The organism is Corynebacterium sp. c7Ub_26 (assembly GCF_053760365.1).
Window position 1 is genome coordinate 221,433 of record NZ_JBSNBL010000004.1, and the last position, 25,727, is coordinate 247,159.

At 58.7% G+C, this 25,727-nt stretch carries 25 protein-coding genes; 6 read left to right on the forward strand and 19 right to left on the reverse strand.

Annotated elements, in window-relative coordinates; all coding sequences use genetic code 11:
- Positions 1-139: 139 nt before the first annotated feature.
- The 9 genes from hemC to ACWORE_RS08470 form a co-directional block, all read right to left on the reverse strand.
- Complete coding sequence (hemC, locus tag ACWORE_RS08430) at positions 140-1,027, reverse strand: hydroxymethylbilane synthase (RefSeq protein ID WP_455303514.1); 888 nt, start codon at positions 1,025-1,027, stop codon at positions 140-142.
- Positions 1,024-2,562, reverse strand: coding sequence for a glutamyl-tRNA reductase (locus ACWORE_RS08435; protein WP_296137642.1), 1,539 nt, complete (start codon positions 2,560-2,562; stop codon positions 1,024-1,026). The genes hemC and ACWORE_RS08435 overlap by 4 nt, the downstream gene beginning before the upstream one ends.
- Positions 2,563-3,027: 465 nt before the next feature.
- A complete protein-coding gene (locus ACWORE_RS08440) occupies positions 3,028-3,264 on the reverse strand; it encodes a glutaredoxin family protein (RefSeq protein WP_455303515.1) in 237 nt (78 codons plus the stop codon).
- 115 nt (positions 3,265-3,379) lie between these two features.
- The gene (locus tag ACWORE_RS08445; RefSeq protein ID WP_003402602.1) at positions 3,380-3,481 is read right to left on the reverse strand and encodes a 30S ribosomal protein bS22; all 102 of its coding nucleotides are present in this window, start codon (positions 3,479-3,481) and stop codon (positions 3,380-3,382) included.
- Between the two features lie 208 nt (positions 3,482-3,689).
- Positions 3,690-3,881 (reverse strand): helix-turn-helix domain-containing protein, encoded by a 192-nt coding sequence (locus tag ACWORE_RS08450; RefSeq protein ID WP_012732517.1) that lies wholly within the window; start codon positions 3,879-3,881, stop codon positions 3,690-3,692.
- Between the two features lie 285 nt (positions 3,882-4,166).
- Positions 4,167-5,009 carry a pyrroline-5-carboxylate reductase gene (gene proC, locus ACWORE_RS08455; RefSeq protein ID WP_296137637.1) on the reverse strand — a complete coding sequence of 281 codons (843 nt, stop codon included), beginning with the start codon at positions 5,007-5,009 and terminating at the stop codon, positions 4,167-4,169.
- A gap of 58 nt (positions 5,010-5,067) precedes the next feature.
- Positions 5,068-6,414, reverse strand: a complete 1,347-nt coding sequence (locus ACWORE_RS08460; RefSeq protein WP_455303516.1) for a hypothetical protein — start codon at positions 6,412-6,414, stop codon at positions 5,068-5,070.
- Positions 6,415-6,541: 127 nt separating this feature from the next.
- Positions 6,542-7,486: a Ppx/GppA phosphatase family protein gene (locus ACWORE_RS08465; protein ID WP_455303517.1), complete on the reverse strand. Its 945-nt coding sequence runs from the start codon at positions 7,484-7,486 to the stop codon at positions 6,542-6,544.
- Positions 7,487-7,561: 75 nt separating this feature from the next.
- On the reverse strand, positions 7,562-8,023 hold the full coding sequence (locus tag ACWORE_RS08470; protein ID WP_296137628.1) for a DoxX family protein: 462 nt from the start codon (positions 8,021-8,023) through the stop codon (positions 7,562-7,564).
- A gap of 192 nt (positions 8,024-8,215) precedes the next feature.
- Here ACWORE_RS08470 and ACWORE_RS08475 point away from each other — a divergent pair, with 192 nt between their 5' ends.
- From ACWORE_RS08475 to ACWORE_RS08485, 3 genes are all read left to right on the forward strand, one after another.
- Positions 8,216-8,491 carry a hypothetical protein gene (locus ACWORE_RS08475; RefSeq protein WP_455303518.1) on the forward strand — a complete coding sequence of 92 codons (276 nt, stop codon included), beginning with the start codon at positions 8,216-8,218 and terminating at the stop codon, positions 8,489-8,491.
- A complete protein-coding gene (locus ACWORE_RS08480) occupies positions 8,488-8,868 on the forward strand; it encodes a hypothetical protein (RefSeq protein ID WP_455303519.1) in 381 nt (126 codons plus the stop codon). Before ACWORE_RS08475 ends, ACWORE_RS08480 begins: the two co-directional genes overlap by 4 nt.
- A gap of 586 nt (positions 8,869-9,454) precedes the next feature.
- Positions 9,455-10,477, forward strand: a complete 1,023-nt coding sequence (locus tag ACWORE_RS08485) for a hypothetical protein (RefSeq protein ID WP_455303520.1) — start codon at positions 9,455-9,457, stop codon at positions 10,475-10,477.
- Positions 10,478-10,527: 50 nt separating this feature from the next.
- On the opposite strand, the gene ACWORE_RS08490 is transcribed toward ACWORE_RS08485, so the two are convergent.
- The 5 genes from ACWORE_RS08490 to mshA form a co-directional block, all read right to left on the reverse strand.
- Positions 10,528-11,214, reverse strand: a complete 687-nt coding sequence (locus ACWORE_RS08490; protein ID WP_455303521.1) for a response regulator — start codon at positions 11,212-11,214, stop codon at positions 10,528-10,530.
- Positions 11,207-12,466, reverse strand: a complete 1,260-nt coding sequence (locus tag ACWORE_RS08495; RefSeq protein WP_367270408.1) for a sensor histidine kinase — start codon at positions 12,464-12,466, stop codon at positions 11,207-11,209. Before ACWORE_RS08495 ends, ACWORE_RS08490 begins: the two co-directional genes overlap by 8 nt.
- An 820-nt stretch (positions 12,467-13,286) precedes the next feature.
- Positions 13,287-14,033, reverse strand: coding sequence for a phosphoglyceromutase (locus tag ACWORE_RS08500; protein WP_406605170.1), 747 nt, complete (start codon positions 14,031-14,033; stop codon positions 13,287-13,289).
- An 84-nt stretch (positions 14,034-14,117) separates the two neighbouring features.
- The gene (locus ACWORE_RS08505; protein ID WP_406605171.1) at positions 14,118-14,600 is read right to left on the reverse strand and encodes a type III secretion system chaperone family protein; all 483 of its coding nucleotides are present in this window, start codon (positions 14,598-14,600) and stop codon (positions 14,118-14,120) included.
- Positions 14,601-14,617: 17 nt separating this feature from the next.
- Positions 14,618-15,907 carry a D-inositol-3-phosphate glycosyltransferase gene (gene mshA / locus ACWORE_RS08510; protein WP_455303522.1) on the reverse strand — a complete coding sequence of 430 codons (1,290 nt, stop codon included), beginning with the start codon at positions 15,905-15,907 and terminating at the stop codon, positions 14,618-14,620.
- 167 nt (positions 15,908-16,074) lie between these two features.
- Between mshA and ACWORE_RS08515 the strand changes: the two genes are divergently transcribed.
- Complete coding sequence (locus tag ACWORE_RS08515) at positions 16,075-17,829, forward strand: long-chain-fatty-acid--CoA ligase (protein ID WP_455303523.1); 1,755 nt, start codon at positions 16,075-16,077, stop codon at positions 17,827-17,829.
- A 71-nt stretch (positions 17,830-17,900) separates the two neighbouring features.
- Here ACWORE_RS08515 and ACWORE_RS08520 read toward each other — a convergent pair whose 3' ends face one another.
- Entirely contained in the window at positions 17,901-19,124 is a 1,224-nt protein-coding gene (locus tag ACWORE_RS08520; RefSeq protein ID WP_455303524.1) for a UDP-N-acetylmuramate dehydrogenase, read from the reverse strand.
- 165 nt (positions 19,125-19,289) lie between these two features.
- Between ACWORE_RS08520 and ACWORE_RS08525 the strand changes: the two genes are divergently transcribed.
- Positions 19,290-20,156 (forward strand): methyltransferase domain-containing protein, encoded by an 867-nt coding sequence (locus tag ACWORE_RS08525; protein WP_406605174.1) that lies wholly within the window; start codon positions 19,290-19,292, stop codon positions 20,154-20,156.
- Positions 20,157-20,456: 300 nt separating this feature from the next.
- Here the strand turns inward: ACWORE_RS08525 and ACWORE_RS08530 are convergent, their stop codons facing one another.
- Both ACWORE_RS08530 and ACWORE_RS08535 read right to left on the reverse strand, forming a co-directional pair.
- Complete coding sequence (locus ACWORE_RS08530) at positions 20,457-21,059, reverse strand: hypothetical protein (RefSeq protein WP_296137605.1); 603 nt, start codon at positions 21,057-21,059, stop codon at positions 20,457-20,459.
- A complete protein-coding gene (locus tag ACWORE_RS08535) occupies positions 20,980-21,813 on the reverse strand; it encodes a hypothetical protein (protein WP_296137602.1) in 834 nt (277 codons plus the stop codon). Before ACWORE_RS08535 ends, ACWORE_RS08530 begins: the two co-directional genes overlap by 80 nt.
- Positions 21,814-22,858: 1,045 nt before the next feature.
- Between ACWORE_RS08535 and ACWORE_RS08540 the strand changes: the two genes are divergently transcribed.
- Positions 22,859-23,719: an LmeA family phospholipid-binding protein gene (locus ACWORE_RS08540; RefSeq protein WP_455303525.1), complete on the forward strand. Its 861-nt coding sequence runs from the start codon at positions 22,859-22,861 to the stop codon at positions 23,717-23,719.
- Here ACWORE_RS08540 and ACWORE_RS08545 read toward each other — a convergent pair.
- Together ACWORE_RS08545 and ACWORE_RS08550 are read right to left on the reverse strand one after the other, a co-directional pair.
- The gene (locus tag ACWORE_RS08545) at positions 23,713-24,000 is read right to left on the reverse strand and encodes a DUF2516 family protein (RefSeq protein ID WP_296137597.1); all 288 of its coding nucleotides are present in this window, start codon (positions 23,998-24,000) and stop codon (positions 23,713-23,715) included. The two genes, ACWORE_RS08540 and ACWORE_RS08545, sit on opposite strands and share 7 nt — an antisense overlap.
- Before the next feature lie 60 nt (positions 24,001-24,060).
- Complete coding sequence (locus ACWORE_RS08550; RefSeq protein WP_406605176.1) at positions 24,061-25,623, reverse strand: DUF445 domain-containing protein; 1,563 nt, start codon at positions 25,621-25,623, stop codon at positions 24,061-24,063.
- Positions 25,624-25,727 lie beyond the last annotated feature (104 nt).

The following is a 25,727-nucleotide window of genomic DNA, read 5'->3' on the forward strand; positions in this document are numbered from 1 at the left end:
AAAGCGGGGTCGAACCGCGGCTAATTTTGACTAAAAGAGAATAAATCCTACTACGTGCTCAATCCAAAACGACGACACCCTCCGACATCACAGACAGGGGCTAGTACCCGGCTGACGGCGGGCCCCCACACCGGCGCGCTCACATCAAATCCATCGCACCATGTGCCCGTAGATACTCCGCTGCTTGGTGACCAATGTCCTCGGTTGGTTCGCCTTCGGAACTCCACGTCACACGCGTGGAACCGTCTACCGCGAACACGCCCGCGCGGAACGAATCCTCCGTCGCGTAGGCGCCCACGGGGGCGGTACACCCCGCGTTCAACGAGGCCAGCACGGCACGCTCCGCGATAGCCCGACGGTGCGACATCTCGTGATCAAGCACACGGATCGCATACAGGGCTTCCTCGGAGCAATTCTCGTGACCCTCAGAGACGGCCTCGACCGCCAGCGCCCCCTGCGCCGGAGCGGGCAACACCGTGTCCACGTCCAATGTTTCCGTCGCCTCCCCCAGGCGGCCGAGACGCTCCACACCGGCACGCGCCAAGATCACAGCGTCCAGGTCCTTCTCCAGCCGCCCGATGCGCGTATCGACGTTGCCGCGGATGGGCACGACAGTGCAGTCCGGCCTCAGCGCCCAGACCTGCCCCATGCGCCGCGGAGCACCGGTTCCAATCGCCGACCCGGCCGGCAAGTCCGCCAGCCGAATCCGATCACGGGAGAACACCACGTCACGGGCGTCGACTCTGGGCGGAACAGCCAAACGAAAACGCGGGTCAGGTGCCGTCGGCAAGTCTTTAAAGGAATGAACAGCCAACGAGCACTCGCCTGCGGCAAGTGCCGTGCGGAGTGTCTGTGTGAACACTCCGACACCGATCCGCGCAACAGGAGTACCAGCACCCTGTGACGCATCCCCCGGTGTATGAACTGTGAATAGTTCAGCTTCTAATCCGGCGGAGATCAGCGCGTCCCGAACGTGCCCAGCTTGAGTTAAAGCAAGCGCGGAACCCCTGGTGCCAATACGAATCATGAATGCCCTTTCTTCACATCCGATCCATCATGTCGTAACCCCATGATCGCGCCCATACCCCGCGGGTCGGCCGAATCAGGCAAGGCCATAGGAACAGCGTAGTTGGTCAATGACGAATCTGGTTGAGGCACAGAGGGCTCTGGCCGTCCTTCGGACGCCGACGGGTACTCCACATCGTCCAGGCCAAACAAGTCCCGGATCGCATCCGAGTAGGTCATATCCGTGTGGCCAGCCAGTTTCTTGAGCTGAACCGTGGGCGTGTGCATGAGCTTGTCCACCACGCGCTTCATGGCACTGTGAACTTCTTTGCGTTCCTTCTCGCTCAGGTCCGGGGTGCGGGAATCGATCCGGTCCAGCTCACTGCGCAAAATGTCCGCACCGCGACGACGCAACGCCTTGACCGTCGGCACGACATCTTGGCTGCAAATGCGCGCGACATAAGACCGCAGTTCCTCAGCGACGATAGACCGTGCCAATGCAGCCGCATCATCAGAGACGACGCTGGGCTGAGCGCTTTCTGGCAGCCCCTGGTTGTTCTTGACGACGTCGATCTGGTCCTCGAGGGCAGCGCGACGCTCTTTCTGCATCGTGTCGATATTCAACACGGTGACGCCGGGGCGAGGAGCGCACACGACGTCGCGAGGAAGTGACAAATCGCAAATGACGAGGTCATCGGAGGTTTCAGACGAAGCGCCGTGATGCTGTTCCGCGCGAGCCGCGAGTGCCTGGTCGACCATCGGAGTATCAACCAACGGATCCAAGGCTCCGGTAGCGGTGACGACGATATCCGCGCGAGACATCTCTGTCACAAGGTCGGATAGATCAGTGGCATCTGCGGACACGCCTACCTCGCGAGCGTGGGACGCCACATTTTGCGCGCGACCGAGCGTGCGGTTAGCAATGGTCATCGACGCGCCGAGACGGCCAAGATGCGTCGACGCCAACGAGGCCATCGCACCGGCCCCCACTACGAGCGCGTGACGGCCGTCGAGGTTGTCAACCCCCATCGCGTCCAGGGCCTGACGAACGGCGAAGGACACCATCGACGGGCCTTCGTCGTCAATATCGGTTTCGGCATGAACGCGCTTGCCTGTGCGCAACGCGCGATGTGCCAATTCATGCAGCCCGTGCCCGATGGTGCCATCTTCCGTGGCGCTCGCGTAGGCGCCGCGAATCTGGCCGATGATCTGCTGCTCCCCCACAACCATGGAGTCCAAGCCGGCAGCAACGCGGAGCATGTGTTCCACCGCGGACTCGGCGTACCGCACGTATAAGTGCGGGAACAGTTCCGACACCGACGCGCCCGAATACCGCGAAATGGTATCGACGATGTGCTCCACCGTGGGGTGGAAACCTTCACACACCACGTAAAACTCGGTGCGGTTGCACGTGGAAACGATCAATGCCTCAGAAATAAACGGCTCAGTTAGAAGGTCCGCCGCCACCTTAGGGCGGTCCTCCGCACTTACCGTAGCCCGCTCCAACAAGGAAACAGGTGCACATCGATACGACATGCCTACGAGCACAATGCTCACGAAAGAACCTCCTCGCAGGGGATCCCCGCTCTTCTCTGTGCGGGTGCCGGACTGTCCACCAGCACAGAAGTCACCGGAAGGGTCGTCATCCTTACGGAACTCTCTGAGCTAGCTGAGCGCCTCACTCGGCCCGTTCGACAGGCCAACCGGGGCACCCCGGGAGTCTCTACTAGCAGCTGCAGTAACAGGGGTAACACAGCTGATCCCACATATTCGATTAAACACCGTATCCGCTTTGTCCCTTCCATGACAAAGAAAGCGGTTATTTACGGCGTGTGGGCCGCACATGAGGGGGTAAACGCGCAGATTTTGGAGGTATCCCACAACAATTCGGGCAACCCCGGTAAGGACAGGCAAAAGTTTCATAAAACCGGGCGCGGTCGGACGGCGCTACTCATTGCCGACGGTGGCCATCTGCGGGACACGGTGCTCATAACCGACGTTATTCACGCCCGACGGCACCTCTCACACTTGCAGAGCAGCGATGAGGTCCTCGTCGTCAATTTCCCAACAGGCGATTTCGTCGTCGTCGACAAGAACGACGGGAACACGATCCCCGAATTCCATGGCCAAGCTGGTGTCGGAGCCAACGTCCGTGACCACGAACTCGGCACCCCAGCGTTGGCAGATCGGGCGAATCTGCTTCGCAACTCGTCGGCACGATCCGCATGATTGCCTCACCATCAGCTCAACCTGATGCATATACACCTATCCTCAGATACGACAAAAGCCGGCCCCGGAGGCGAAGATCCGCGCAGCCACAGTTCCACCTCACCCGACAGGTCGGCTTTGGCGAGAGCTCCTCACGGAGCCCGGTTTACTTACCGAGCTTCCTACGCTGAACGCGGGTGCGGCGCAGAAGCTTGCGGTGCTTCTTCTTGGACATACGCTTGCGGCGCTTCTTAATGACAGAACCCATGAGGAATCCTTTATCGATAGTGAACAGTTTCTCGCCTACGCACGAGGCAGACACGAATGGCCACCACTTTACCGGCCACGACGTGCTAAAACCAAAAGTGAAACGTAGGGCGTATCTGCCACGCAGTGTCCGTCACAGACAAAGTCGCTGATGGGGGTGAGACTTTTCTAGCCTCACCCCTCGCAACCAACGAGTAGATCGCGTGCGACTAGATCGCTTTGTAGTGCGACTCTTTAAGATACTCATCCACCGCAGACTCGTGTACCCGGAAGGAACGCCCTACGCGAACAGCCGGAAGCTCACCGGCGTGGACCAGGCGGTACACGGTCATCTTGGAGACTCGCATAATGTCTGCAACTTCAGCGACCGTCAGAAACGATCCGTTTTCTGCATGGCTCATACTCAGTTTTCTACCTTTCGGCACGCCGCGCTGCAGGCTTCCCCTCCCGCAGGGTGACACGCACGTGCTTAGACCAGCTTAGCGTGAATGATGTGTCATAGCGATTATAGGGGGACACAACGGGTTAATTGTGCAGTTAAGAAAACCTATGGAACCGATGAGAACCCATGAGCATCATGGGACGAGTGTGAAACAAAGCAACCCAATTGGATTGCTTCTGGATTGCTTCACGCCCCTAACTCTCACCGTTGAATTGCCGAAAGTGTCGGAGTTACCGACGTTCCCTTAGTTGTCGCCCGAATTATCGGATTTCGACGCCGGCTTCCCCAGCTCCTCAGACTTCTTCGCGCATGCTTCCATCGCCCGGTAAAAGGCTGTACGCAAGCCATTCTCATCGAGGGCGCGGGTGGCCGCACTCGTCGTCCCACCTGGCGACGACACATTCGCGCGGAGCTGCACAGGGTCGGCACCTTCCTGCGTGGCCATCGTCGACGCGCCCAGTGCGGTTTGCGAAGCCAGCTCCTTAGCGAGATCGCGCGGCAACCCCAAGTTGACGCCAGCATCCGTCATGGCTTCCAGAACGAGGAAGAAATAGGCCGGGCCTGATCCGGACACAGCGGTCGCCGCGTCCATTTGCGATTCCTTGACCTCCGCGGTGTAGCCCAGCAGTCCGAGCAGCTCAGAGACTGTTTCCAATTGCTCGTCAGAGACGAAGCGGCCCCGCGCGATCACGTTGACGCCCTTGCCCACGAGCATGGGAGTGTTGGGCATCACGCGCACAATGGCCGTCCCCGCGGAGGCGATCCCTTCCAGCGAGGACAACGTGATTCCTGCCGCCATGGACACCAGGATCGTGTCCGTGTCGTTGTGGTCAACGACATCTGCGATGCTTTCCACCACACCGAGGGTGTCGTAGGGCTTCACACATAGGAAAGCGATGTCCGCGTTTTCTACCGCTGTGGCATCGTCGTCAACGGCGGTAACTCCATAGCGCTCTTTGAGCTCGTCGCTGCGCTCTGGGCGTCGATTAGCTACGACAATGTCCGCCGGGTCGTAATCGCCGGACAGGAGGCCCCCGATCAGGGCCTCGCCGATCTTTCCTCCACCAATTACCGCGATTTTAGTCATGCACCCAGGGTGCCAGAGTCAACCATGCACGTCTACCGACACTGACGACGCGGGTCCGCTACATGACGACGAGGTACGGCCCGAAGGTCAGCGCGAGCCCCACAACCGCGGCAAGAAGCATGATGAGCTTGTCTTTTTCACGCAGAAGAGCGTGAACCACCCCGACGAACACAAGGGTCATGACGATGGCCAGCAATGCTGTCAGCGGCACCGAGAACCTATTCCACAGAATGGTGAACCCTTTGAACACGGCCATGCCAGCAGCCAAGGCGACGATGATCTGGACGATCATTAAGCCAATGTTCATTTTGTCCGAAGACTCGCCTTTGTCTGAGGACTCGCTCCTGGCCGCGGCCTCGTCCCGGTCTGAGAACTCATCGTCCCCATCGGAGTACTCCGACAAGTGCTCGGAATCCTCGTACTCTTCCTCCGGCAGAATCTCTTCCTGCTCATCGTACCGATACGCGGGCTCATCGTCGATCACCGAGCCGTCATCGGAGGGGTAGCCGCCGCGCACTAACCCATGGTTGTCGGGATGTTCGTCGGCGGCCGCGAGGTCCTCGTCGGTAATCTGTTGCAGATTGCGAGTCTCTTCCGTCGACGGAGTTGACGCACGCGACGTCGCTGCAGACAGAGAATCATGCGACCGATCATCGTCGATCTCGGAGGCGCGGTCCACTGCTACGCTGTCCGTTACTACGCGGTCTGATCCGCGCCGGTCAGCAGCTAGATCATCCTCAACCACGGTGCTGGAGGCCGAATCGTCAGCGTCATCCACACCCACAGCCCACGTATCTTCATTCCAAACGGTGTCTGCGGCGTCCTCAGCTTCGACGTCGGCTGCATCAACGTCAGTTTCGTCGTCAATTACGCGCGCATCGTCGTCGGCACCCTGATCAACCAGCTCGACATCGTCGGCACCCTGCTCGTCATGCGCATCGTTCTGTGCAGCTCGGGCCCAGGTTTCGTCAGACCACGACGAGTCGCTATCCACGGACTCATTATCGGCTGAGTCGCTATCCACCGACTCGTTGTCCACGGACGCTGAAGTTTCAGTCTCTACCTCATCAGCGTCGTCAACATCGATGTCCGTCGGCTCTTCGTATCCGCCGTTTTCAAGGTGTTCGTCAGTAACCTTCGGAATCGACCCCGTCAGCTCTGCGACAGACACGCCCCCCTGTTCAATGTTCCGGTGCCGTCGAGGGGCAACATCGGCATCGTCAGCCGGTTCCCCAGCTACGCCGGCATTCTTCCGGCTCGCGGCGCGGCGAGCAAGAAGTTCTGCCACAGTTATTTGGTCGCCAGCCATACCGTCCTCTTGACCATCAATGGAGAATGGCCCATTGTTCACGGGCCGGACATTAACGCCCTCAACCCTACCCAAGCGCAGGCCAACAATGAACATATGGCCACATTTTTGGGCCACAAACTAGTTTCACTCTTAGGTATATAAGCCAAATAGCGCCGACAATCAAACGATTACCGACGTCGCGGCGGCCGCGAATGCCGGCATCGCGGAGCCACAACCCCGCCTACGGATAGTCAGCCACGAAATCCGGCGAATCGGTGTAGCGCATAATCACACCTTCACGCAGTGCCCACGGGCAAATGCTGATCTCTTCCAGGTCCAGCGCGCGCATGGCCCCCTCAGCCACCAGCGCACCCGCCACAATCTGAGGCGCACGGTCCGCACTGACGCCCTCAAGCTCCGCGCGGTCCTCCGCCGTCATACGAGAAATAAACGCAATCAACTGCCGAACACCTGCGCGCGTCAACGTCCGCTTCACCCTTGGGCCAGCCGAACTGGGGGCGGCACCCGTCAGTCGTGCCAATGTCCTAAAGGTTTTCGACGTTCCCACGGCAAGGTCGGGGATTCCGTGGTTCCTAATCGTCGCTGCTGGGTCGGCCAATTCTGCGTCGATGTAATCGCGCAGCGCTTTAATCTTCTTCTTCGACGGCGGGTCTTTATCGAGCCAATCGTGCGTCAACCGGTTCGCACCCAACTGCACAGAGAACGCGTCTTCCGGGTCTTCATCCGGCCCAGCGCTGATCTCCAGGGATCCGCCACCGATGTCCAGGTCAATAATCCGCCCAGCCGACCATCCGTACCACCGCCGGACAGCAAGAAATGTCAAGCGGGCTTCATCCTCGCCGGACAGAATTTTTAGTTCGACGCCGGTCTGGTCTTTCACTTCCGCCAGAACGTCATCGGAGTTGGTGGCGGACCGCACCGCCGACGTAGCGAAGGGGATCATGTCATCGCAGCCGAAAGTTTCCGCCAGGTCAGAGGCCTCTTTGACCCCTTTGACAAGCTTCTGGCGGCCTTTCGAGTTCAACTCACCATGCTTATTAATGTGCTCCATGAGCCGCATGGTGGTTTTCCAGTCGCTCATCGCCGACGGTTGGCCACCCTGACGGGCATCAACCACCACGAGATGAACGGTGTTGCTTCCTACGTCTAGTACACCGAGTCGCACGAAACATAACTGTATCAGTGCTATAAACGAACCAACGTGCGTGGCGGGGCGGAGTTACTCAACCCGCTCGGATATTTAGTCCTTCTCAGGCAAGCCACCAGCCCATAGTGCGGCAGCGATCAATCCCGGCTGCCCGAAAAGACGCAGGAGGCGTTTGCCGTCGGTATCCAGATTGAATCCGCCGTTCTTCTCGGCGTATTGCCCGACATTGCCTGGGAAGATAGCGATGTAGAACGCGGCCAACGCAACTCCAACTTTGCGACGCTCTTTGGGCAAAGCTAAGAGGCCGAGGCCGAGGCCGATTTCTGCCAAACCAGAGCCGACGACGACCGAGTCCTCGGAGAACGGAGCCCAGGACGGGACCTGGTCCTGGAATGTCTTGCGGTTCCACGCGAGGTGCGACACACCCGCGAATGTCATAAATCCACCGAGCGCGAGCCGCGTGATCTTCTGAGAAACTGGCTCTTTTTTAGGCGCATGCCCTGCGTACAATTCTTTTGCGCGAGATAGCCGACGCTGAAGTGATTTTTTAGTCATGGTGACTCCTTCGTTGAGCCGAAGATTCTTGGGCCAATAAACATTTTACCCATCATACGTCCGTCACAACACCGCGACAGATCCGAGAAATCACACGAAATAAAAGAACCAGACCATAAGATAATCATGAAGATAATCATGCTTAATGTCAGAAATATCTATGGGAAAGGTGAGCTTAAGCCGATGGGTGACATGAAGAGACGTAGAAAGTACGTTCCTCTGCTTAGCGTTATCACCGTGGTTGTCCTTTGCCTCCCCGGATGTGACCAGCGAAGTGACGAGACATCTCAAGGCTCGCCATCAGCAGTGTCCTTGTCGGTGGCTTCATCATCAAGCCCCCGCGGCGCATCGAGCACTCATGCAAATATTCAGCCTTCTCTGGACTCCCAAGCAGAGGACGATCACCATACAAATGGCGACGCCACTGATGGTGGCGTCGTCGGCAAGAAGACGCACCATCCAAGTTGAACGGGACGAGCAATTACATCCCCAATCCCAATCAAGTCGGCGGATATTGTGGCACAACCTACGACGGGGATGAGATTACGGCAGCGGCGAAAACATCCTGCGGTTTTGCAGGGACCATATTCACCTCCGCGATGCAGCAGACGTACTCCAAGTGGGCCCCTGACTCGACTGTGACCTCCGTATTGCGCGCTGACTTCACACAAAAGAGCCCAACGACGGGGCAGGAATACACGATCGTCTGCGTTATTGGTAGCGCACAGGACACCCTTTCTTGTAGTGAAAAAATCAACGCGACCGGAAGCGATCGCGGCAGTTTCAAGGTTGATTACCATCGAGGACCTGCTGGAACCTTTGGCGCGCGAGTCAGCAAAGAATAATCCCGACAGGACCGCCTCTGTCACAGCCGATGGTTATACTCGCGGGCGTTGATGAGCGTGGATGAGTCGTTCCTGGATGAGCGGTTTCGGCGATCCCCGTAATATTGCTTATGCGAAGCGCCAGCTAAACGAGCTGTGCCCTGTGATCAGCCAAGAGCATGGATTTCACCTGTATGTTAACAAGAAATCCTGGTCTCGAGCATGAGCTCGAGGCCGTTTTTCATTTCAAGGAAGAGTTTATCTTCAGTCATAAAACCCCAGGAAGAACGCAATTCCTAGGGTCCGAAGCACCGACGCACGCAAGAAGAAGCCGGGACAAGGAAAACTGCGGGGAAGCTACACCTGGAGCCCGACAATGCGGGGGAATACGCGCCCCGAATAAAAGTGCGGGGGTATATGGTCAATTTTCGGCCATTTTTTGGCCATATCCCCCCCGCAGTTTGGCCACCACCCCGCATATACCACCGCAATTTTCCGGCATACGGACACATTTTAGTTCTAAAAGCCGTATTGCGTCTGGGTTCAACCATCGGTAAGTTTCCGCGTTTTAAGTGATCGCCCCATCAGCATCTATGCTGAGTGCGCAATGCCGATTCCTAAACCCACCCATTCCGCAGCGCGCAACCACTCCGTGCGCACCGGCTACCCCGAGGGCACCCTCGCGGACCGTTCCATCCGCGCCGGCGTCGAAGTCCCAGCGGACTTCCCACGCGAATGGTTCTCCTTTCTCAACCCGGACGACGAGGATCACCTCATCACCGTCGATCTCACCTGGCTGCTCTCCGGCTATTCCTGCCGGTTCGGCACCGACGCATGCCCAGGGATTGATTCGTCAATGCCCAATGCCGGCTGCTGTGTCCATGGAGCTTTTCTTGCCGACGAAGACGATCACGACGCCCTCACGGATTGTGTATCCCGCATGCCCGCGAAGTATTGGCAGCTTCGCCCGGAGGGAACGGACGAGTGGCTGAGCACCCGCGATCCGGCGGAGTTGGAGCCCTGGCTGGTGTGGGATGAACTGGATATTGATGACGGCGAACCAGAACCAGCGCTCAAAACGCCGATTGTGGATGGCGCCTGCATTTTCGCAAACCGACCAGGATGGCCGACGGGAACGGGGTGCGCTCTCCACCAGTGGGCCATGGACACTGGTGAACGGCTGGAATACGCCAAGCCCGAGGTGTGCTGGCAACTACCTCTGCACCGCACGGAGGTCTGGGAAACCCGCCCCGACGGCCATGAAATTTTGCATACGACGATTGGCGAATACGAACGCCGCGGGTGGGGCGACGGCGGAGAGGACTTCGACTGGTACTGCAGCGACGCTCCAGGTTGCCACACGCCCATGCCTTTCCTCCACGGGGAATCTCTGTGGCGGACTCACAAAGATGAGTTGACCGAAATGCTCGGCGAGAGTGCTTACGAGGTCATCGCAGAACATTATGAGGCGTTAGAGGAACGGGCTCGGATCGTAATAGAGGCCGAGGGAAAGTCCAACGTCACGCAACATATCGAGGCTGCGCAGAATTCACGTCGCCTTGTGTCGCTGGGAATGCCGATTGTTGCGATGCACCCGGCGACGATCGCCGGCACACACCCGGCTAGCTAAGTGCAGCTAAAAACCGGCGGGAAGCACCACGCTGCTAGACCTCCAGGCCCTTATTCGAATTTGTATCCCAGCCCGCGGACAGTGATCAGGTGGTGCGGGTGTGAGGGGTCATGCTCCACCTTTGACCGCAACCGCTTCACGTGAGCATCCAGCGTTTTCGTGTCCCCCACGTAGTCCAACCCCCACACACGGTCAATCAGCTGGCCACGGGTCAGCACTCGCCCTTCATTCCGCATTAGGTATTCCAGCAGGTCAAATTCCTTCAGGGGCATGCTGATCTCTTTACCGTCCACCCGTACCGAGTGGCGTTCGACGTCCATCCGGACGTTCCCGACCTCAAGAATTTCGTCGTCAAACTGGTCAGGTCCGGAAGTCCCTCGGCCACGTCGAAGCACTGCCCGGATTCTTGCGATGAGTTCGCGGGCTGAATACGGTTTGGTGACGTAATCGTCGGCCCCCAGTTCGAGGCCAACGATTTTGTCCATCTCTGTATCTCGTGCCGTGACCATAATGATGGGGACGGTGGAGCTTTGCCTCAGTTTTTTACAGACTTCGGTGCCGGACATTCCCGGGAGCATGAGGTCGAGCAGAACAATGCTGATCTCGTGCTGGCTGAACTCACGCAGGCCCGTCGGCCCGTCCGGGGCGATGATGACATCGAATCCCTCCTTGCGCAGGAGGAATGCAAGCGGCTCGGATAACGTTTCCTGATCTTCGACAATAAGAACACTAGTCATGCGTCGGGAGCTCCAAAGTGAATGTTGATCCGGTTTCCGGCTTACTCCATAGCTTAATGTCGCCGTCGTGGTTTGCTGCCACATGCTTCACAATCGCGAGGCCCAACCCTGTACCCCCTGTTCGTCGGGACCGCGCCTTGTCGACGCGGAAGAACCTCTCGAAGACGCGTTTTTGGTCTTCGGGGGCGATGCCGATTCCGCGGTCCGTCACCCGAACATCGACGACCTGCCGCCCTTTGTCGGGATCAGAGAGCACTTTCCTAGTGACGGTGACCGGGGTTGCTTCCGGCGAGTAATTGATGGCATTCATGATGAGGTTGCTCACGGCGGTGACCAGGGAGTTCGTGTCTCCTGACACCGCGGCCCCACAGGGAGCGTCGGTGGAGAGCGAAATGTCGTGTGCTTCTGCGGCGAATCGACATCGCTCGACTGCTTCGTCAACCACGTCGTCGATGCTCAGGACCTCGAAATCAGGTAGTGGTTCCGCGCCTTGTAGCTTGGTTAAAGAAATCAGTTCGGTGATCAATTGGCCCAGTCTCTGGGTTTCTTTCATCACTTTTCCGCCGAAATATTCGACAGATTCGGGATCATCTTTCGCCTCAAGCAGCGCTTCCACCATTAATGACACTGCTCCGACTGGCGATTTCAGCTCATGCGACACATTTGCGACGAAATCTCTTCGCGCAGTTTCCATGCGCACATTTTCTGAATCATCAATCGCATAGATAACGATGAAGCGGTTATCGCTGTCGGAAAGTAAGCGAACGGCGGCTTTCACCGAAAAAATCGGGCGCTCGCGGGTCTGCCGGGCGGACCGCTCTGGGCGGATTACAACCTCGCGCGGCTCACCGTCCGCGAAAACTTTCAGCGCTGCCCCCCAAGCCGCCCGGTTGATGTGCGTCTTATCCACAATGCCCAATACCCGGGAGGCATCGTTGGCTAGCACAATGTCTTCATGCTTATCGACGACAACCACCGCGATCGGTGAATTGTCGACGGCCACATTGAGCACGTCGGCGTAGGTCACCAGCTTGCTCGGCGCCTTAGCTTTAGGTTGTCGCGATGGCGAAGCCGGTTTCTGAACACGGGCCGTCGGTTCGCGGCCGGGCGCTTCCCCACCTGCGCGGGGTTTCAGCCGCGGGTGGAGTAGTTGCACACCAGAGAGAACACGGTGCAGTTTGGCCACCGTGAAACCAATGGCTCCCCCGACGAACACACTGACTGCGATGATGATGCCGATTGTCGCGGACACATCATTAAGCGTAGTCGGTCACGCGCGGCGGACTCCCCCATGCCTCACCGTCCCACGCGGATTAGCTGCAACCCCTCCAAGAACCAGGCTGCAATCTGAAGCCGCCGCGTCTTACCTTGCTGTTCTCTTCGGAGATTGCTTTTTCTAGTCTTTTTAGTTCGTTTTGTGCGTAGTAGCCGTGGGGATCGTTTTTCCAGCGCTCGGCGGCTTTCTATCCGCCTTTGCGGCACATCGTTGCCAGGGCTTTGCGTTCAGGAGTGCTAGCCCGCTGCGGTGTCGTGGATAGGCTCGGGCGTGTCTTTGAGTGGGTAACGTAGCCGCGCACACGGCGGGCCATCGTTTGCCGGTCACGCATGGGCGGTCTCTCGCCCATCGGCGCCTCCAGAGTGCCCTGACGGTCGTCCTACTCGGTAGACGACTCCGCCAGCGAAATCACCACATAACACCTTCTACCAGCTAACACCTAGACGAATACGCCTCACCAACACAATCAGTTGGATTCACACAATGTCACACAGCATGGCCTAACTTCACATAATGCATAATGTGACATAATGAAGTCGGAGCTTCACAGCATGCGTGTTGTGAAGAAGTAAATCTCGAGACATCCCACCGGACGATGAGGCCCGAGATTTGCGCTTTCTAGATCAAATACACCGTGGTTTTCGGGGTTATAGGGCCCCTCGGTAGCGTGATCCCGGCCTCTTGAACAGCACTTCGCACTGTTCGCTAAGGCACTTGGAAATCGGCAGTTGCCTCCGCCACCGTGGGCCATTCTCCTGTCTCTGCAATCCACCCGTGTTACTGCACGCTCAAGCGTTTACTTCGAGCCCTGGTTGGCGACGGCGGCAGCTCCGGCGGCAGCAGCCTCCGGATCCAAGTAGGTTCCGCCGGGGTTAACAACGGAGCCGTCCTCGGCGATCTCGTAGACCAGCGGAATGCCGGTGGGGATGTTCAAGCCAGCGATGTCGTCGTCGGAAATGTTGTCCAGGTGTTTGACCAGTGCACGCAGGGAGTTACCGTGAGCGGCGATCAGGACGGTCTGCCCCTTCTGAGCGCGCGGGAGGATTTCTTCCTTGAAGTACGGAACGAAGCGAGCGACGACGTCCTTCAAGCACTCCGTCTTCGGGACCGAGTCAAGGTTGGCGTAACGCGGGTCGTCGGACTGCGAGTACTTTGCGCCGTCCTCGAGCTCTGGCGGGCGGGTGTCGTAGGAACGACGCCATGCCATGAACTTTTCGTTACCGTACTTTTCCTTGGTATCGGCTTTGTTCAGGCCCTGCAGCGCACCGTAGTGACGCTCGTTCAGGCGCCAGTCGCGGATGACCGGGATCCACAGCCGGTCGGCAGCGTTGAGGGCAATATCAGCGGTGCGGATAGCCCGTCGTAACAGGGAGGTGTAGAGCACCTCGGGGTGAAGGCCCTTTTCCTTGATGAGCTCGCCACCGCGCTTGGCTTCTGCCTCGCCCTTTTCAGTGAGATCAACATCGACCCAACCCGTGAACTGGTTGGTGGAATTCCACTGGCTCTGGCCATGACGAAGGAGAATAAGTTTTCCGTTACTCATGCCCTCTATCGTGCCACGAATAGCAACACCTTGCCTAGTGTGCCTGGATTATGCCCAGCGCACGGAGCGGCGGCTACTCCCCGACTACTCCTCAGCAGGCCGGAGGGCCTCGAAGGCTTCCAGGTTTCTGGTTGATTCACCGCGGCTTAACCGCCACGCCCATTCTTTGCGGATGGATTCCTCAAACCCCATCTCAAGCATCCGGTTGAAATCGTTATCCGCCCGGTCCAGCAGCTGCCCCAAAGCACGATCAAGGTCCTGCGGGCTCAGATTCGCCGGTAAATATCCGGCCAGATAAATGTCGTTATTGGCGTCGAGCGTGTAGGCAACTCCGAATGCTTTGTTGTTCTTCTGCAACAGGAACCGGTACACGTCGGCCTGTTTTTCCTCGACGGCACGGCACACGAAGGCTTCGATGCGCAGGTAATTCTGCCCCGGGATCAGCAGCGCAACGGTCTTCAGCCGCCTAGTGCCAGGCAGAATAACGGCCACAAAGTCCTTGCCCTCGGGGGCGTCGAACTCAATGCCGGCGTTGTCGAGGAGTTTGATCAGGTCGTTTTTGGTCATACTCCCCATTGTGGCCTCTATGACGCCCCGGCGCGGTCACTTCCGCAACGAACGCGGGGGCCTTTCCGGATTGCGTCCTCATAGATGTCGCTCAGGTGGCGCGCTGAGCTGGCCCACGAGAACCTGGAGGCGTGGTCGATGGCGTTTTCGCCCATCGCGATTCGGCGGTCGTCGTCATCGCACAGGTATTGCAAGGCTGCGGCCCAGTCGGCGGGATCATGACCGTCGACGAGGATTCCGCTGGTGCCGTCGTCGATAGTGATGGGCAGTCCACCGGCACGAGCTGCGACGACGGGGGTGCCGGATGCTTGGGCTTCGACGGCGACGAGCCCGAACGATTCGTTGTAACTGGGGATGGCGACGATGTCGGCGGCGCGGTAAACGCTGGCGAGGTCCTCTGGCGGGCGGGGTGCGAGGAACCGGACGATGGGGTCGATGCCGAGGTCCCGCGCGAGGTCTTCAAATTCGGTGGGGCGTGCGAGCCCGTTGCCAGATGGTCCGCCGCACATGAGGACGCGTAGTTCCTGGTCGGGGCGCTTTTTCATCATGTTGGCAACGGCCCGCAGGAGGACTTGCGGGCCTTTCAATCGCTGCATGCGCCCGACGAAAGCGATGACCGTGGCATGCAGAGGCACGCCGAGTTCGCGTCGGCTGCGTTCTGTTGCCCGGTCTGATCCGGGTGAGAATTGTGTGACATCGGCACCGGGGAGGACGACGTCGATGTGCTCGGGGTCGGCATCGTAGTGGAAGACCAGGTTGTCTTTGCCCGCTTCGGTATTGACGACGAGCCGATCCGCGTTGTCCACGATTTGTTGTTCACAAATGCGGCGTGATTCGGGTTCGGGGCGGTCGCCTGTAGCCAGCGCGCTGTTCTTCACGAGCGCGAGGGTGTGCGCGGTGTGAACCTGTGGGACTCGCCATAGATCGCGAAGAAGCCACCCCACCTGTCCGCTCATCCAATAGTGTGAGTGGATAAGCGAGTAGGACACTTTTTCACATTGCGCGAATTCGATGATCCCGCTGGTGAACGCGACCATTTGTGTAAGCAGTTCCTCTTTGCTGAGCCCCTCGTAGGGCCCGGCAATGATGTTGATGAGCCGCACATTCGGCGCGAGCTGCACGATTTTCCCCTGGCTGGAGCGTGTGGCGCGGGTGAAAATGTCAACCTCGTAGCCCAGTGCGCCGAGTTCTAATGAGGTGGATCGGATGTAGACGTTCATTCCTCCGGCATCACCAACCCCCGGCTGTTCAATGGGGGAGGTGTGCATCGAAATCACGGCGATCCGGCCGCGAGGTGTAGTGCTCATGCTTTTAAGAGTGGATGAGATCGCCACACCGTGCAAGCGTCGCGTGGGCGCTCCGGCCTGGTGCATGGTGCTCCGGCCTGGTCTGCGAAACTCTCCTACCCGTGATAGTTTTATCTATAAAAACTTTTATGTGAGCATGGTTAAGGTTAGGGTGAAGACTTACCTGAGTGTCCTCACACGAGATATCGATAACAGAAAGCACAGACATGGGAGCAACCGACGACAAAGCCTGGCTACAGTACTACCCCGATTGGACCGGCCACCAGCTGGATTATGAGGGCATGACACTGTCCACCATTTACCGCGACAACCTGGCTAAATTTGGCAACCGACCAGGCATTTCCTTCTTCGGTGCCGAACAATCGTGGAAAGATGTCGACCAAGAAGTACGACGGGCTGCCGCCGGGCTCTACGCGCTCGGGGTGCGTCGGGGTGACCGCGTCGCACTCCTCATGCCCAACTGCCCCCAGCATGTCCACGCTTTCTTCGCTTGCATCATGTTGGGCGCGGTTCCCGTCGAGCACAACCCGCTCTACACCGCCCCAGAGCTGAAAGGCCCCTTCGCGGATCACGATGCCCGCATCGCCATCGCGTGGGACAAGTCGGTGGGAATGGTCGAAACTCTCCGCAGGGACCCACACACCGCTCTTGACACCATCGTCTCGGTGGATATGACGAAGGCCATGCCCTTGCACTATCGCATCGCCCTCCGCATCCCGCTCCCGCCTCTGGCCACCATGCGAAACAAGCTCACAACCTCCGTCGACGGGACTGTGCCATGGGAAACACTGGTGTCCGACGGTTTAGGTGGGGATGGATCCACCATCGAACCCTATGAGGCGGATCCCGACGACCCCGCGCTGATTCTGTACACGTCCGGGACGACGGGGGCACCTAAGGGTGCGGAGCTCCGCCACCGGAACTTGGTGGCCAATGTCGTCCAGGGCAAGGCGTGGGTGCCCGATCTGCGTCCCGGCAAGGAAACGTTCCTCGTCGCGCTGCCGATGTTCCACGCCTACGGCATCACGATGAATATGCTGTTCGGCCCGTTTATTGGTGGCGCCAAGCTCATCTTGCTGCCGACGCCGGACATGAAACTCATCATGTCGATCATGAAAAAGCAAACGCCGACGTGGCTGCCCGGGGTGCCAACCCTGTATGGGCGCATCGCTCAGGAGGCCGCGGAGAAGGGTATCGACATCCACGGGGTGCGCAATTCGTTCTCGGGGGCGTCGTCGCTGCCCGTGTCCACCGTCGAAAAGTGGGAAGCTCTGACCAAGGGGCACCTCATCGAGGGCTACGGGCTGACGGAGACTTCGCCGATCATCGCAGGAAACCCTATGACCGACGATCGACGGCCCGGGTACGTCGGCATTCCGTTCCCCGACACCATCATTCGGATTGCGGACAAAGATAATTTGGACCGCACCATGCCCGACGGGGAAGCCGGAGAGCTGCTGGTCAAAGGCCCACAGGTTTTCTCTGGCTACATCAATGCTCCTGAGGCCAACGCGAGGAGCTTCCATGACGGCTGGTACATCACCGGTGACGTGGGAATCATGGAGCCTGACGGATTCATTCGCTTGGTCGCGCGGACCAAGGAAATCATCATCACCGGCGGGTTTAACGTGTATCCGCAAGAGGTGGAGGACGTTCTGAACCAGCACCCCGACGTGGAGGATTCCACCGTGGTCGGCCTGCCGCGCGAGGATGGGTCCGAAACCGTCGTCGCCGCGATTAGCCTTGAACCCGGCGCGGCCCTGGATCCGGAGGGTCTGAAGGATTACTGCCGGAAATCCCTGGCCCGGTACAAGGTGCCCCGCACGTTCTACCACCTTGATGATCTACCGCGGGACCAGATGGGCAAGATCCGCCGACGCGATGTCCGCGATGACATCATTGAGCGCTCGAAGCGGAGCTAGAACGCCCGGAGCTAGCAGGTTGCGGGGCTAGTGGCCCGCCTAGCGCGGTCGCCGGCCGCAGCTGGCCGGGCCTAAAACCCCACCCACACCGGCTCGGGTTCCAAACTCACGCCGAAAACGTCCCGGACGTGGTCCTGCACGGCGTGGGCGAGCTCGACGATATCCGCGCTGCTCGCTCCACCGCGGTTGGTCAACGCCAGCGTGTGCTTCGTCGACAATGACGCAGGAGCATGCGCGTGAACTTTCCATCCTTTCGTCAGCCCCGACTTATCGATCAACCACGCTGCCGATAGCTTCACACGATCGCCGACGGGGAATGCTGGCATCGATTCCGCGACGTCATCACCACACCGCTGACGGACAGCCTTACGGATAAGAGGCAGGGCGTCCGCGTCGATAATGGGGTTAGTGAAGAACGAGCCCGCTGACCAGGTGTCATGATCGTTCTCGTCGAGAACCATTCCCTTACCGTGACGCAGCTGGAGGACCACCTCACGCACCGCAGCGGCTGGTCGTCGAGCCCCACCTTCCTGGGCTGATTCTTCCGGAGTCACCCCCAAGCGCCGGGCCAACTCACCATAGCGAAGCGGGGCCGACACTCCCCCGGGCGTCAATTGGAACTCCACAGCCGTCACCACGGCGCGCCGAGTGAACTTGATATTCGAGTAGCGGTAGGCCAGGTCGAGGGTGTCGGGAGTGACCCACTCCTGCGCACCGGCCTCGTGCTCATCATCGCCGCAATACGTCAACAGCACGCGCTGCAGCACCGAGGACACCTCAACGCCATACGCACCCACATTCTGCACCGGCGTCGCACCGACCGACCCCGGAATCCCCGACAGGCATTCCAATCCGCCCAAACCCGATGTCACGGTCGCGGCCACGAGAGCATCCCACTCGACGCCACCGAAACAGCTCACTGTGCCCTCGTGAACGTCCATCATCACGGGTGCTAGCTGCGATTCGTCATCATCGGGATCGTCCAAAATAGGCCGGCGAACCATCAAATGAACGGCAATCAGCTCCTCCACCGACGGGCTCTCCGCGACCACCAAGTTCGATCCACCACCGACGACGATCCACGGCACCTGAGCATCAACGACCTCCTTGACCACTGTGGCGACGGCGCCGGGGGTTGTTACCTCAACGACAGCGCGCGGAGTACCGCCGATGCGCAACGTCGTTAAGTCCGCGAATGACTTCCCGCGGACGACGGACACACCAACGGTCGCGTCCAGGCGCTCCAGGAGGTCATCGGTAGAATCCTGCTGCGGACTCGTCGGTAAAGAACTCATCTGCTCAGCCTTAGTGTCGGATTGGTGGGCTGCCGTTCAGCCCCGGTTGACTCGTGACAGTACGGCTCCTCAGTCTACGATCACTATCGACGAGTGGGTAGTACCACATCCACACCACCGCTAACGACGCTTCAAACCTCACTCTCCTGCTGAACCGCACCCCCTATGGACAAACCCTCGACCCCACATGGGAATCGCCGCCATCCCGACGCTGGGACGCGGAATCTGCGCGCCCATAATGTCCGCACACCATCGTGGAGCGGGAACGGGCCCGTCGGCACTGTGACACGGGGAACGACGGGGATTAACCGGCTGCGGCGATGCGATCGCTGGGTTGTTCATAACACGGAGCTGCGCCACACGCTCCTCCATGCGGAGAGGCCCCTGGCCGTGGATGTTGGGTACGGCGCGAGCTGGACAACGACCTGCGAGTGGGCCGCCCGTTTGCGCACTATTCGCCCTACTATCGACGTCACCGGCCTGGAGATCGACCCCGAGCGCGTCCTCCCCGACCGCGATGGGGTTCATTTCGCGCTCGGCGGGTTTGAGCTGGCTGGGCTGCGGCCGCACCTGGTCCGCGCGTTCAATGTGCTGCGGCAATACGATGTCGCGGATGTTCACGCCGCGTGGGACACGATGCAATCGCGACTCGCGCCGGGCGGGCACATCATCGAAGGGACCTGCGACGAACTCGGCCGCCGGTGCTCGTGGATTCTCCTCGACGCCGACGGACCGCGCACGCTGACCCTCGCATGGGACCCTTTCGACGTTGACAAGCCCTCTGAGCTAGCCGAACGTCTGCCTAAAGCTCTGATCCACCGCAATGTTCCGGGCGACCCCGTCCACGATCTGTTGATGACGCTCGACGACGCGTGGAACAGAACAGCACCGTTCGATGTGTACGGCCCCCGCGTCCGGTGGCGGGAAGCGCTGTCCTACCTGCACCGATCTGGATTTCCCGTCGCTCCCCCGAGGCGACGAATCCGCGACAACGTCATCACCGTGCCATGGAAGGTTGTTACGGAAGGGTGAGGTATTGCCCGACGCTAGCCGTCTGCAGTCCTACTCAGCCCAGGCGCTCGAGTTGCATATATGCTGGTAAGAGTCCAGAAACTGGATGGTATCCAAGAGCTGTGACCCACTGGCGGATATCGACGCATTCGTCCCCATCAACGATCTCGCACACGATGTGTAAATCAGGAAAATGGGCGGAGCAGGTCTGGTTCACTGCATCGTTGACCCCTTCAATTAGTGCATCGTGCTCTGGATTTTCTGTATCGTCATCCCTACGCGCGATAGCTACCGTAATGCAGTGCTCGGCAGCAGATCCCGCTACCCGCGAATGCTTGACGCTGTCTCAGCCCGCACTATCTCGACGGGAAAGTCCATCGCTGGAGTAACTCCGAGTTCGTCCAACACATCGCACACATCATGGATCACGTTGCCCAGCGGAGCAGTAGCGTCGACCTCCACGGTGAACAGCGGTCGATCTACCGAGTCACGCATTAATGACACAACATTGGGGTGGACCGCGCGCACGGTTGTTGTCGGGCTGGACGTGTGTGGTTCGCGATCCACAGAAATAGCGTCGAGTTCAGACTTGTCACTCATTCCGGATCGGACGTCGTCCGACAGTCCCCACGTCGCCAATGATTCCCACATCAACGTCGGCGTCGCGTGAGCCCCAAGACAATCAGGATCAGCCAAGGAACACTCGCGCTGTAACTGGTCAATTACCTCAGCCGGCCGGAGATAATCACCCCATTGAATACGACGATCAATGAGAGTCCGACCTGGTGTAAACGGACGAGCCTGAATAACGCCGCTATCCGGATCACGATGCAGGACAACAGACTCACACTCGCGATTGACCTGTGGCTCTGCTCCGAGTGGTGGGGTGACAGCCTCGGTCACACGAAGAGTGACGCCGGACATTGTGAAAGACTGCTCGACAATCGACGGTACTTCCGAAGGTGGTCGCGAACGCCTGGGCTCGGTTTATGAGTCGCTCCAGTACCCGTTCAGTGAAAATCGGATCCTCTGCGTGGACGTGCAGCGTGATGGGAGTAACGGGAGACGCTAATTTGCTATCAGGATGACGAGCAATGCTGTAGGCAAGCCGCCCAAAGGCCATCGGGCTACCAACATGGTTGCCACTACCGGTCTGACGGCTCCCTTCACTCCAACGGTGCACGTAGTCGCGGGTGAGTTCCTGGATAGTGGAACCAGTGAAGTACTCCCGCACAACCAAAGCGAGCAACCCCAGTGGTTCAGCCAGGTTCCAAGCAGGGATGTGTCCTGATAGTGCTGAACCAGCTGCGGTTGTACTGACCTCACGTGCCACCGCCACCGACGCCTCCGGGCTGTAATCACGGGGAGTATCACCGAAATCAACAACAGCGAAAGCGCGGTTCATGAGGGCACCGGCTGTTATACGCAGATCCTGCTGGTAGACGTAGTCCAGCGCCGTTTCGTCGAGAGGTGAACCACCGAGAAGCCACTGAATATGCGTGTATTCCCGTTCGATGGTCTCTAATGTCCGGGCACAACCTCCCGCACTCTCGATCGAAATATGCCGTGCGGAACTCCCCGGCTTCAGTGCCAGTCCGCGCGAGTGTCGGGGAATAGCTAGCCCACCAGTCCAGGCAGCAATTCCCATCCACCGGACATAATCGATAACCTTCATCATCTAAAACCTAGTCTCTGGGGGCACAGTTGAGATTTTGGATGTTTTCCTGCTTCCCAGGCCAGTCCCGCTCATTAATTACGTCAACATCTGTTGTGTTCCGCCAACTCACTGGAGTTGAGGAATCATAACAATGCGCACGTGACGTAACCCGATTTCCACGACCTCCCCTGGCTCGATAGTCTGACTGTTTGATGCGACTGTTATCCACGTACCTATGCCGGTATTCCGGTTCCCCCAAAAAGCGGCTAAATCAACGCGAACATTAGCGCGGTTATTATTACAGTCATTTTTTCTCCAGAAACCATGTGCTGACACGTCACTTCCAGAGGTGTGCGGATTCTCGGCATGCCCATCTGGGCTACAGTTATCGAGAAACGCGTTGATCTCCGCGTGGTTACTCCTCCAAGCTTGCAGAGCTCGTACCCCAACCCTAAAAAACACGGCATGTTTAGTCACCATGTTTGCTCCTTTAGAGGATATATAAGATTATATGCTCTTACTTTATTGAGTTTGCACTTAAGTGGCTGAGAAAATCCTATACGAGACCACCTCCAAATCGGGGTGAATGGTTCCTAAAAACTAGATTCGACAGCCACCGAAAAAATACGGAGCCGAGTTTTAGTTCCTTTCTTCGAAATTCTGGATGGTTTTCATCCAACTACCGATGTCTTGTCATTGGGCTAACCACCCCCGGCTAAGTTGGAGAACGATGCCGTAAACTTCATCGTCGTTAAGGCGACCACCCCTAGGAGAGAATTATGCAGAGGGTGAAGTTCTAGATCCCCCCTAACAGACCGGAACTTACCGCTGGGCCCCAGATAACCCGTTTCTTCGATCATTCGATGGAAGATCATGCCCCAGTTCTTCAGGGATCGTATATCTCACTCGTGTGAGCCTTACTCTCACGAACGAGCCCCCAGAAACCAGCCACTATGCCCCGTAAACGCCCCTTACTCTGTGAATTTGCTGAATAGTTTTCTACAACATTCCTAAATACGGCATTTTCCCTTGCCGAGCCCCCACGATCTCCGGTTTACTTGTCCGCGTGAATCGCTCTAAGTCTTCTTTGGGAAAAATCATGGTGGTCGTCATCGTGCTGGCCATCGTGGTACTCGTGGTCGCCGAATTTGCCGCGCGGGCCTACGTGTCCTCTCACATTAAAAAGGAGCTCTCAGAGCACGCGGATGGCTCGTCGTCCTCCACACAGGTCTCGTTCGGCACGCACCCGGTTCTACCTGCGATAATCACGCGCAAGCTCAGCCATGTGAAGGTGGATATTCCGAATTCACTCGACGTGACCTACCCCGACGGCACCACGTCCGCACCCGACGTCAGCGGGTACCCGCCGTCGACAATCACGATTGATAACCTCAACATGAACTCCCACAAGGCGGGCACGCTCACGCTGGATACCACGCTGTCCACCGATTACATCGAAGCCGCGGCACAGGGTGGCGTGACGCGAAAGAGCAGTTCAAACACCAATTCGCAGAACGCCAGCAGCGAGGCCTACCGCCAAGCTGCCTATTCCCCCGCGGCGCAATCTATTGCCGATCGCGCCATCAAAGTCACGGCCGTCAACCCCAACCCATCCAAAGGCTCCTTCAGCCTCGAGCTATCCGGTGGCCTGGCCGATCTCGAGATCAAGCCCACTATCGACGACGGCGACCTCACTATGAAGGTGACCAACGCGAAGTTGCTCGGTATGTCGCTTCCGCAGTCAGTGGCCGACGTTCTGACGTCGCAAATTGAGGAGGCCGCCAACGTCAGCAATAAGGAGCTAAAGGCGACCCACGTGGAGGTCACCAGCCGGGGTATGCGCGTGACGGAGGAAGGTCACGACGTCGATCTGGAAGCGCTGTCGGATAATGCCAATCAGATTCTGGGGACGCAGAACGATCAGTAGTATTCGCCGTTTTGGATGCTCTTGAGCTGCGGGTGTACGTCGAACCAGTACACGCCGATGGCCACGATGCCGAAGAGCCAGATGAAGCTCCTGGTGAACAGTACGAGAAGCGTCGATACCACTAGGATTCCGAACCACTGCCACTTAGGGCGCCGATCCCCGGCTTCGAACGCGTCAGAGCGGGTGGATGCCACAACGATGGCGCCCACGACACCCACGACCGTGATGGCTAATTTCATGGCCACCATGACCCAGCCGAGGACCATGAAAATTGTCATCATGACATGCATCGCGGACTCTCCCACTACGTAGTTTTCAAGGGTGGCGGATTCACTGCCAGACTACAGGCTCAGCACCAGCTGCGAGAGCGTGTAAATCAGCAGCCCGGCCAAGGATCCCACAATGGTGCCATTAAAGCGAATGTATTGCAGGTCCTTCCCCACCATGAGCTCGATCTTGTCGCTGGCTTCGTCAGCATCCCAACGCTCCACAGTTTCGGAAATAATGCTGGTCACTTCGCCGGAGAAGTTTTGCGCGATATACCGCGCGGTTCCCGTGACGCGCTCGCCCCATCGCGCGCGGAGTTCCGGATCCGTCAACAGCCGGTTGGCATACAGTGAGACTTCCTCGGCGATTCTGCGTCGCACATGTGTTTGCGGATCCGACGCCATGCGAACGATTTGTTCTTTCATATTGCGCCACACGGTCGCAGGCACAGCTTGCACGGGTGCGGAGGACAGCATATCGTGTTTAAATTCCTCGACCCTGTTGATCATCTCCGGATCATGCTGCAGGTCCGAAGCCCATTGATTGACTACCCGACGCAGCGCCTGGCGGGCCTCATGGTCCGGCTCCGTCTTCACCTTGTACGCAAAATCGACGACCTCCCGGTACACGCGCTCGCCCACAAGGTCGTTGATGAACCCTGGTGCCCACGACGGCGCCCGCTGGTTGAGCAACCGCGTAATGAGTTCCTCGGAATCACGCGCGCGGTCATATGCCCAGGAAATAATCGTGTCGACGACGGGCTCGGCCTTCCCCTCTGCAATGAATTGCTCCATGAGCGCACCCGCGGGAGGCCCCCAATCCGGCTCCGCAATGCGGTCGATCACCATCGTGCGGATCATCTCCGCGGCTTCGTCATCGTCGATGCCCTCAACGATAGCGATCGTCGCGTTACCAACCTCTTCGGACACGCGCGCCGCATTGGCCGGTTCCGACGCCCACTGCCCCACTCTGGCGGGAATGTCGGCCTTCTGGACCTTGTCGGTAATGAGCTCGGCATTGAGGAAGTTGTCCCTCACGAACCCCGATAATGCCTCGCCGACCTGGTCTTTTTTGCGTCGAATGATCGCCGTGTGAGGAATAGGCAAGTGCATGGGCCGCCGGAACAGCGCCGTCACGGCGAACCAGTCCGCGAGCGCACCGACCATGCCCGCTTCGGAGGCGGCGCGCACATAACCGATCCAGGCGGCGTCGGAATCCTGCTCCAACCACCGGCACACGAGATAGATCACCGTTGCGAGAACCAACAGCCCTGTGGCGATGGCTTTGTATTTTTTCAATTCTCGACGACGGCCTGCCTCATCGCTGACCGGCGGAAGGGTTTCCATCGACGGCGAGGTGGATGAAGGTGACGACGACCCTGCCGGGGCTGACGGCGAGGGTGACGGCGCAGTGCCACGTGGAGCGGGCGCCTGAGAGGCGACCTGGCCGCGGTGGTTAACGGCTACAGGAGCTTCCGCGGCTGCGTGCTCTCCGCGCCGGGATGCGTCGTGCCTGGCTACAGCTGCGTCGGAGGACGTGCGACGTGGCAGGTTGTCTCCAGAAGAGGCACGGGTAGGTGAATCGTTATCAGGGGAATTGTCCGCGGGAAGGGCATGACGGGGTCCAGAATCAGTCACGGTTCTATTGTGCCAGGGCGGTAGGACACGACACGCATGCGCTAACACGTGGTGCACACGCCTCGTGTTCGTACTTGCGTCTTGCTGGATCCCCCGACCCTGCA

What these genes read in the sequence shown, in the direction of transcription:
- hemC (WP_455303514.1), bottom strand. Translation starts at nt 1,027, where the DNA reads ATGATTCGTATTGGCACCAGGGGTTCCGCGCTTGCTTTAACTCAAGCT.
- ACWORE_RS08440 (WP_455303515.1), bottom strand. Translation starts at nt 3,264, where the DNA reads ATGCATCAGGTTGAGCTGATGGTGAGGCAATCATGCGGATCGTGCCGA.
- ACWORE_RS08445 (WP_003402602.1), bottom strand. Translation starts at nt 3,481, where the DNA reads ATGGGTTCTGTCATTAAGAAGCGCCGCAAGCGTATGTCCAAGAAGAAG.
- ACWORE_RS08450 (WP_012732517.1), bottom strand. Translation starts at nt 3,881, where the DNA reads ATGAGCCATGCAGAAAACGGATCGTTTCTGACGGTCGCTGAAGTTGCA.
- proC (WP_296137637.1), bottom strand. Translation starts at nt 5,009, where the DNA reads ATGACTAAAATCGCGGTAATTGGTGGAGGAAAGATCGGCGAGGCCCTG.
- ACWORE_RS08460 (WP_455303516.1), bottom strand. Translation starts at nt 6,414, where the DNA reads ATGTTCATTGTTGGCCTGCGCTTGGGTAGGGTTGAGGGCGTTAATGTC.
- ACWORE_RS08470 (WP_296137628.1), bottom strand. Translation starts at nt 8,023, where the DNA reads ATGACTAAAAAATCACTTCAGCGTCGGCTATCTCGCGCAAAAGAATTG.
- ACWORE_RS08475 (WP_455303518.1), top strand. Translation starts at nt 8,216, where the DNA reads ATGAAGAGACGTAGAAAGTACGTTCCTCTGCTTAGCGTTATCACCGTG.
- ACWORE_RS08485 (WP_455303520.1), top strand. Translation starts at nt 9,455, where the DNA reads ATGCCGATTCCTAAACCCACCCATTCCGCAGCGCGCAACCACTCCGTG.
- ACWORE_RS08490 (WP_455303521.1), bottom strand. Translation starts at nt 11,214, where the DNA reads ATGACTAGTGTTCTTATTGTCGAAGATCAGGAAACGTTATCCGAGCCG.
- ACWORE_RS08500 (WP_406605170.1), bottom strand. Translation starts at nt 14,033, where the DNA reads ATGAGTAACGGAAAACTTATTCTCCTTCGTCATGGCCAGAGCCAGTGG.
- ACWORE_RS08505 (WP_406605171.1), bottom strand. Translation starts at nt 14,600, where the DNA reads ATGACCAAAAACGACCTGATCAAACTCCTCGACAACGCCGGCATTGAG.
- mshA (WP_455303522.1), bottom strand. Translation starts at nt 15,907, where the DNA reads ATGAGCACTACACCTCGCGGCCGGATCGCCGTGATTTCGATGCACACC.
- ACWORE_RS08520 (WP_455303524.1), bottom strand. Translation starts at nt 19,124, where the DNA reads ATGAGTTCTTTACCGACGAGTCCGCAGCAGGATTCTACCGATGACCTC.
- ACWORE_RS08525 (WP_406605174.1), top strand. Translation starts at nt 19,290, where the DNA reads ATGGACAAACCCTCGACCCCACATGGGAATCGCCGCCATCCCGACGCT.
- ACWORE_RS08530 (WP_296137605.1), bottom strand. Translation starts at nt 21,059, where the DNA reads ATGTCCGGCGTCACTCTTCGTGTGACCGAGGCTGTCACCCCACCACTC.
- ACWORE_RS08535 (WP_296137602.1), bottom strand. Translation starts at nt 21,813, where the DNA reads ATGATGAAGGTTATCGATTATGTCCGGTGGATGGGAATTGCTGCCTGG.
- ACWORE_RS08545 (WP_296137597.1), bottom strand. Translation starts at nt 24,000, where the DNA reads ATGATGACAATTTTCATGGTCCTCGGCTGGGTCATGGTGGCCATGAAA.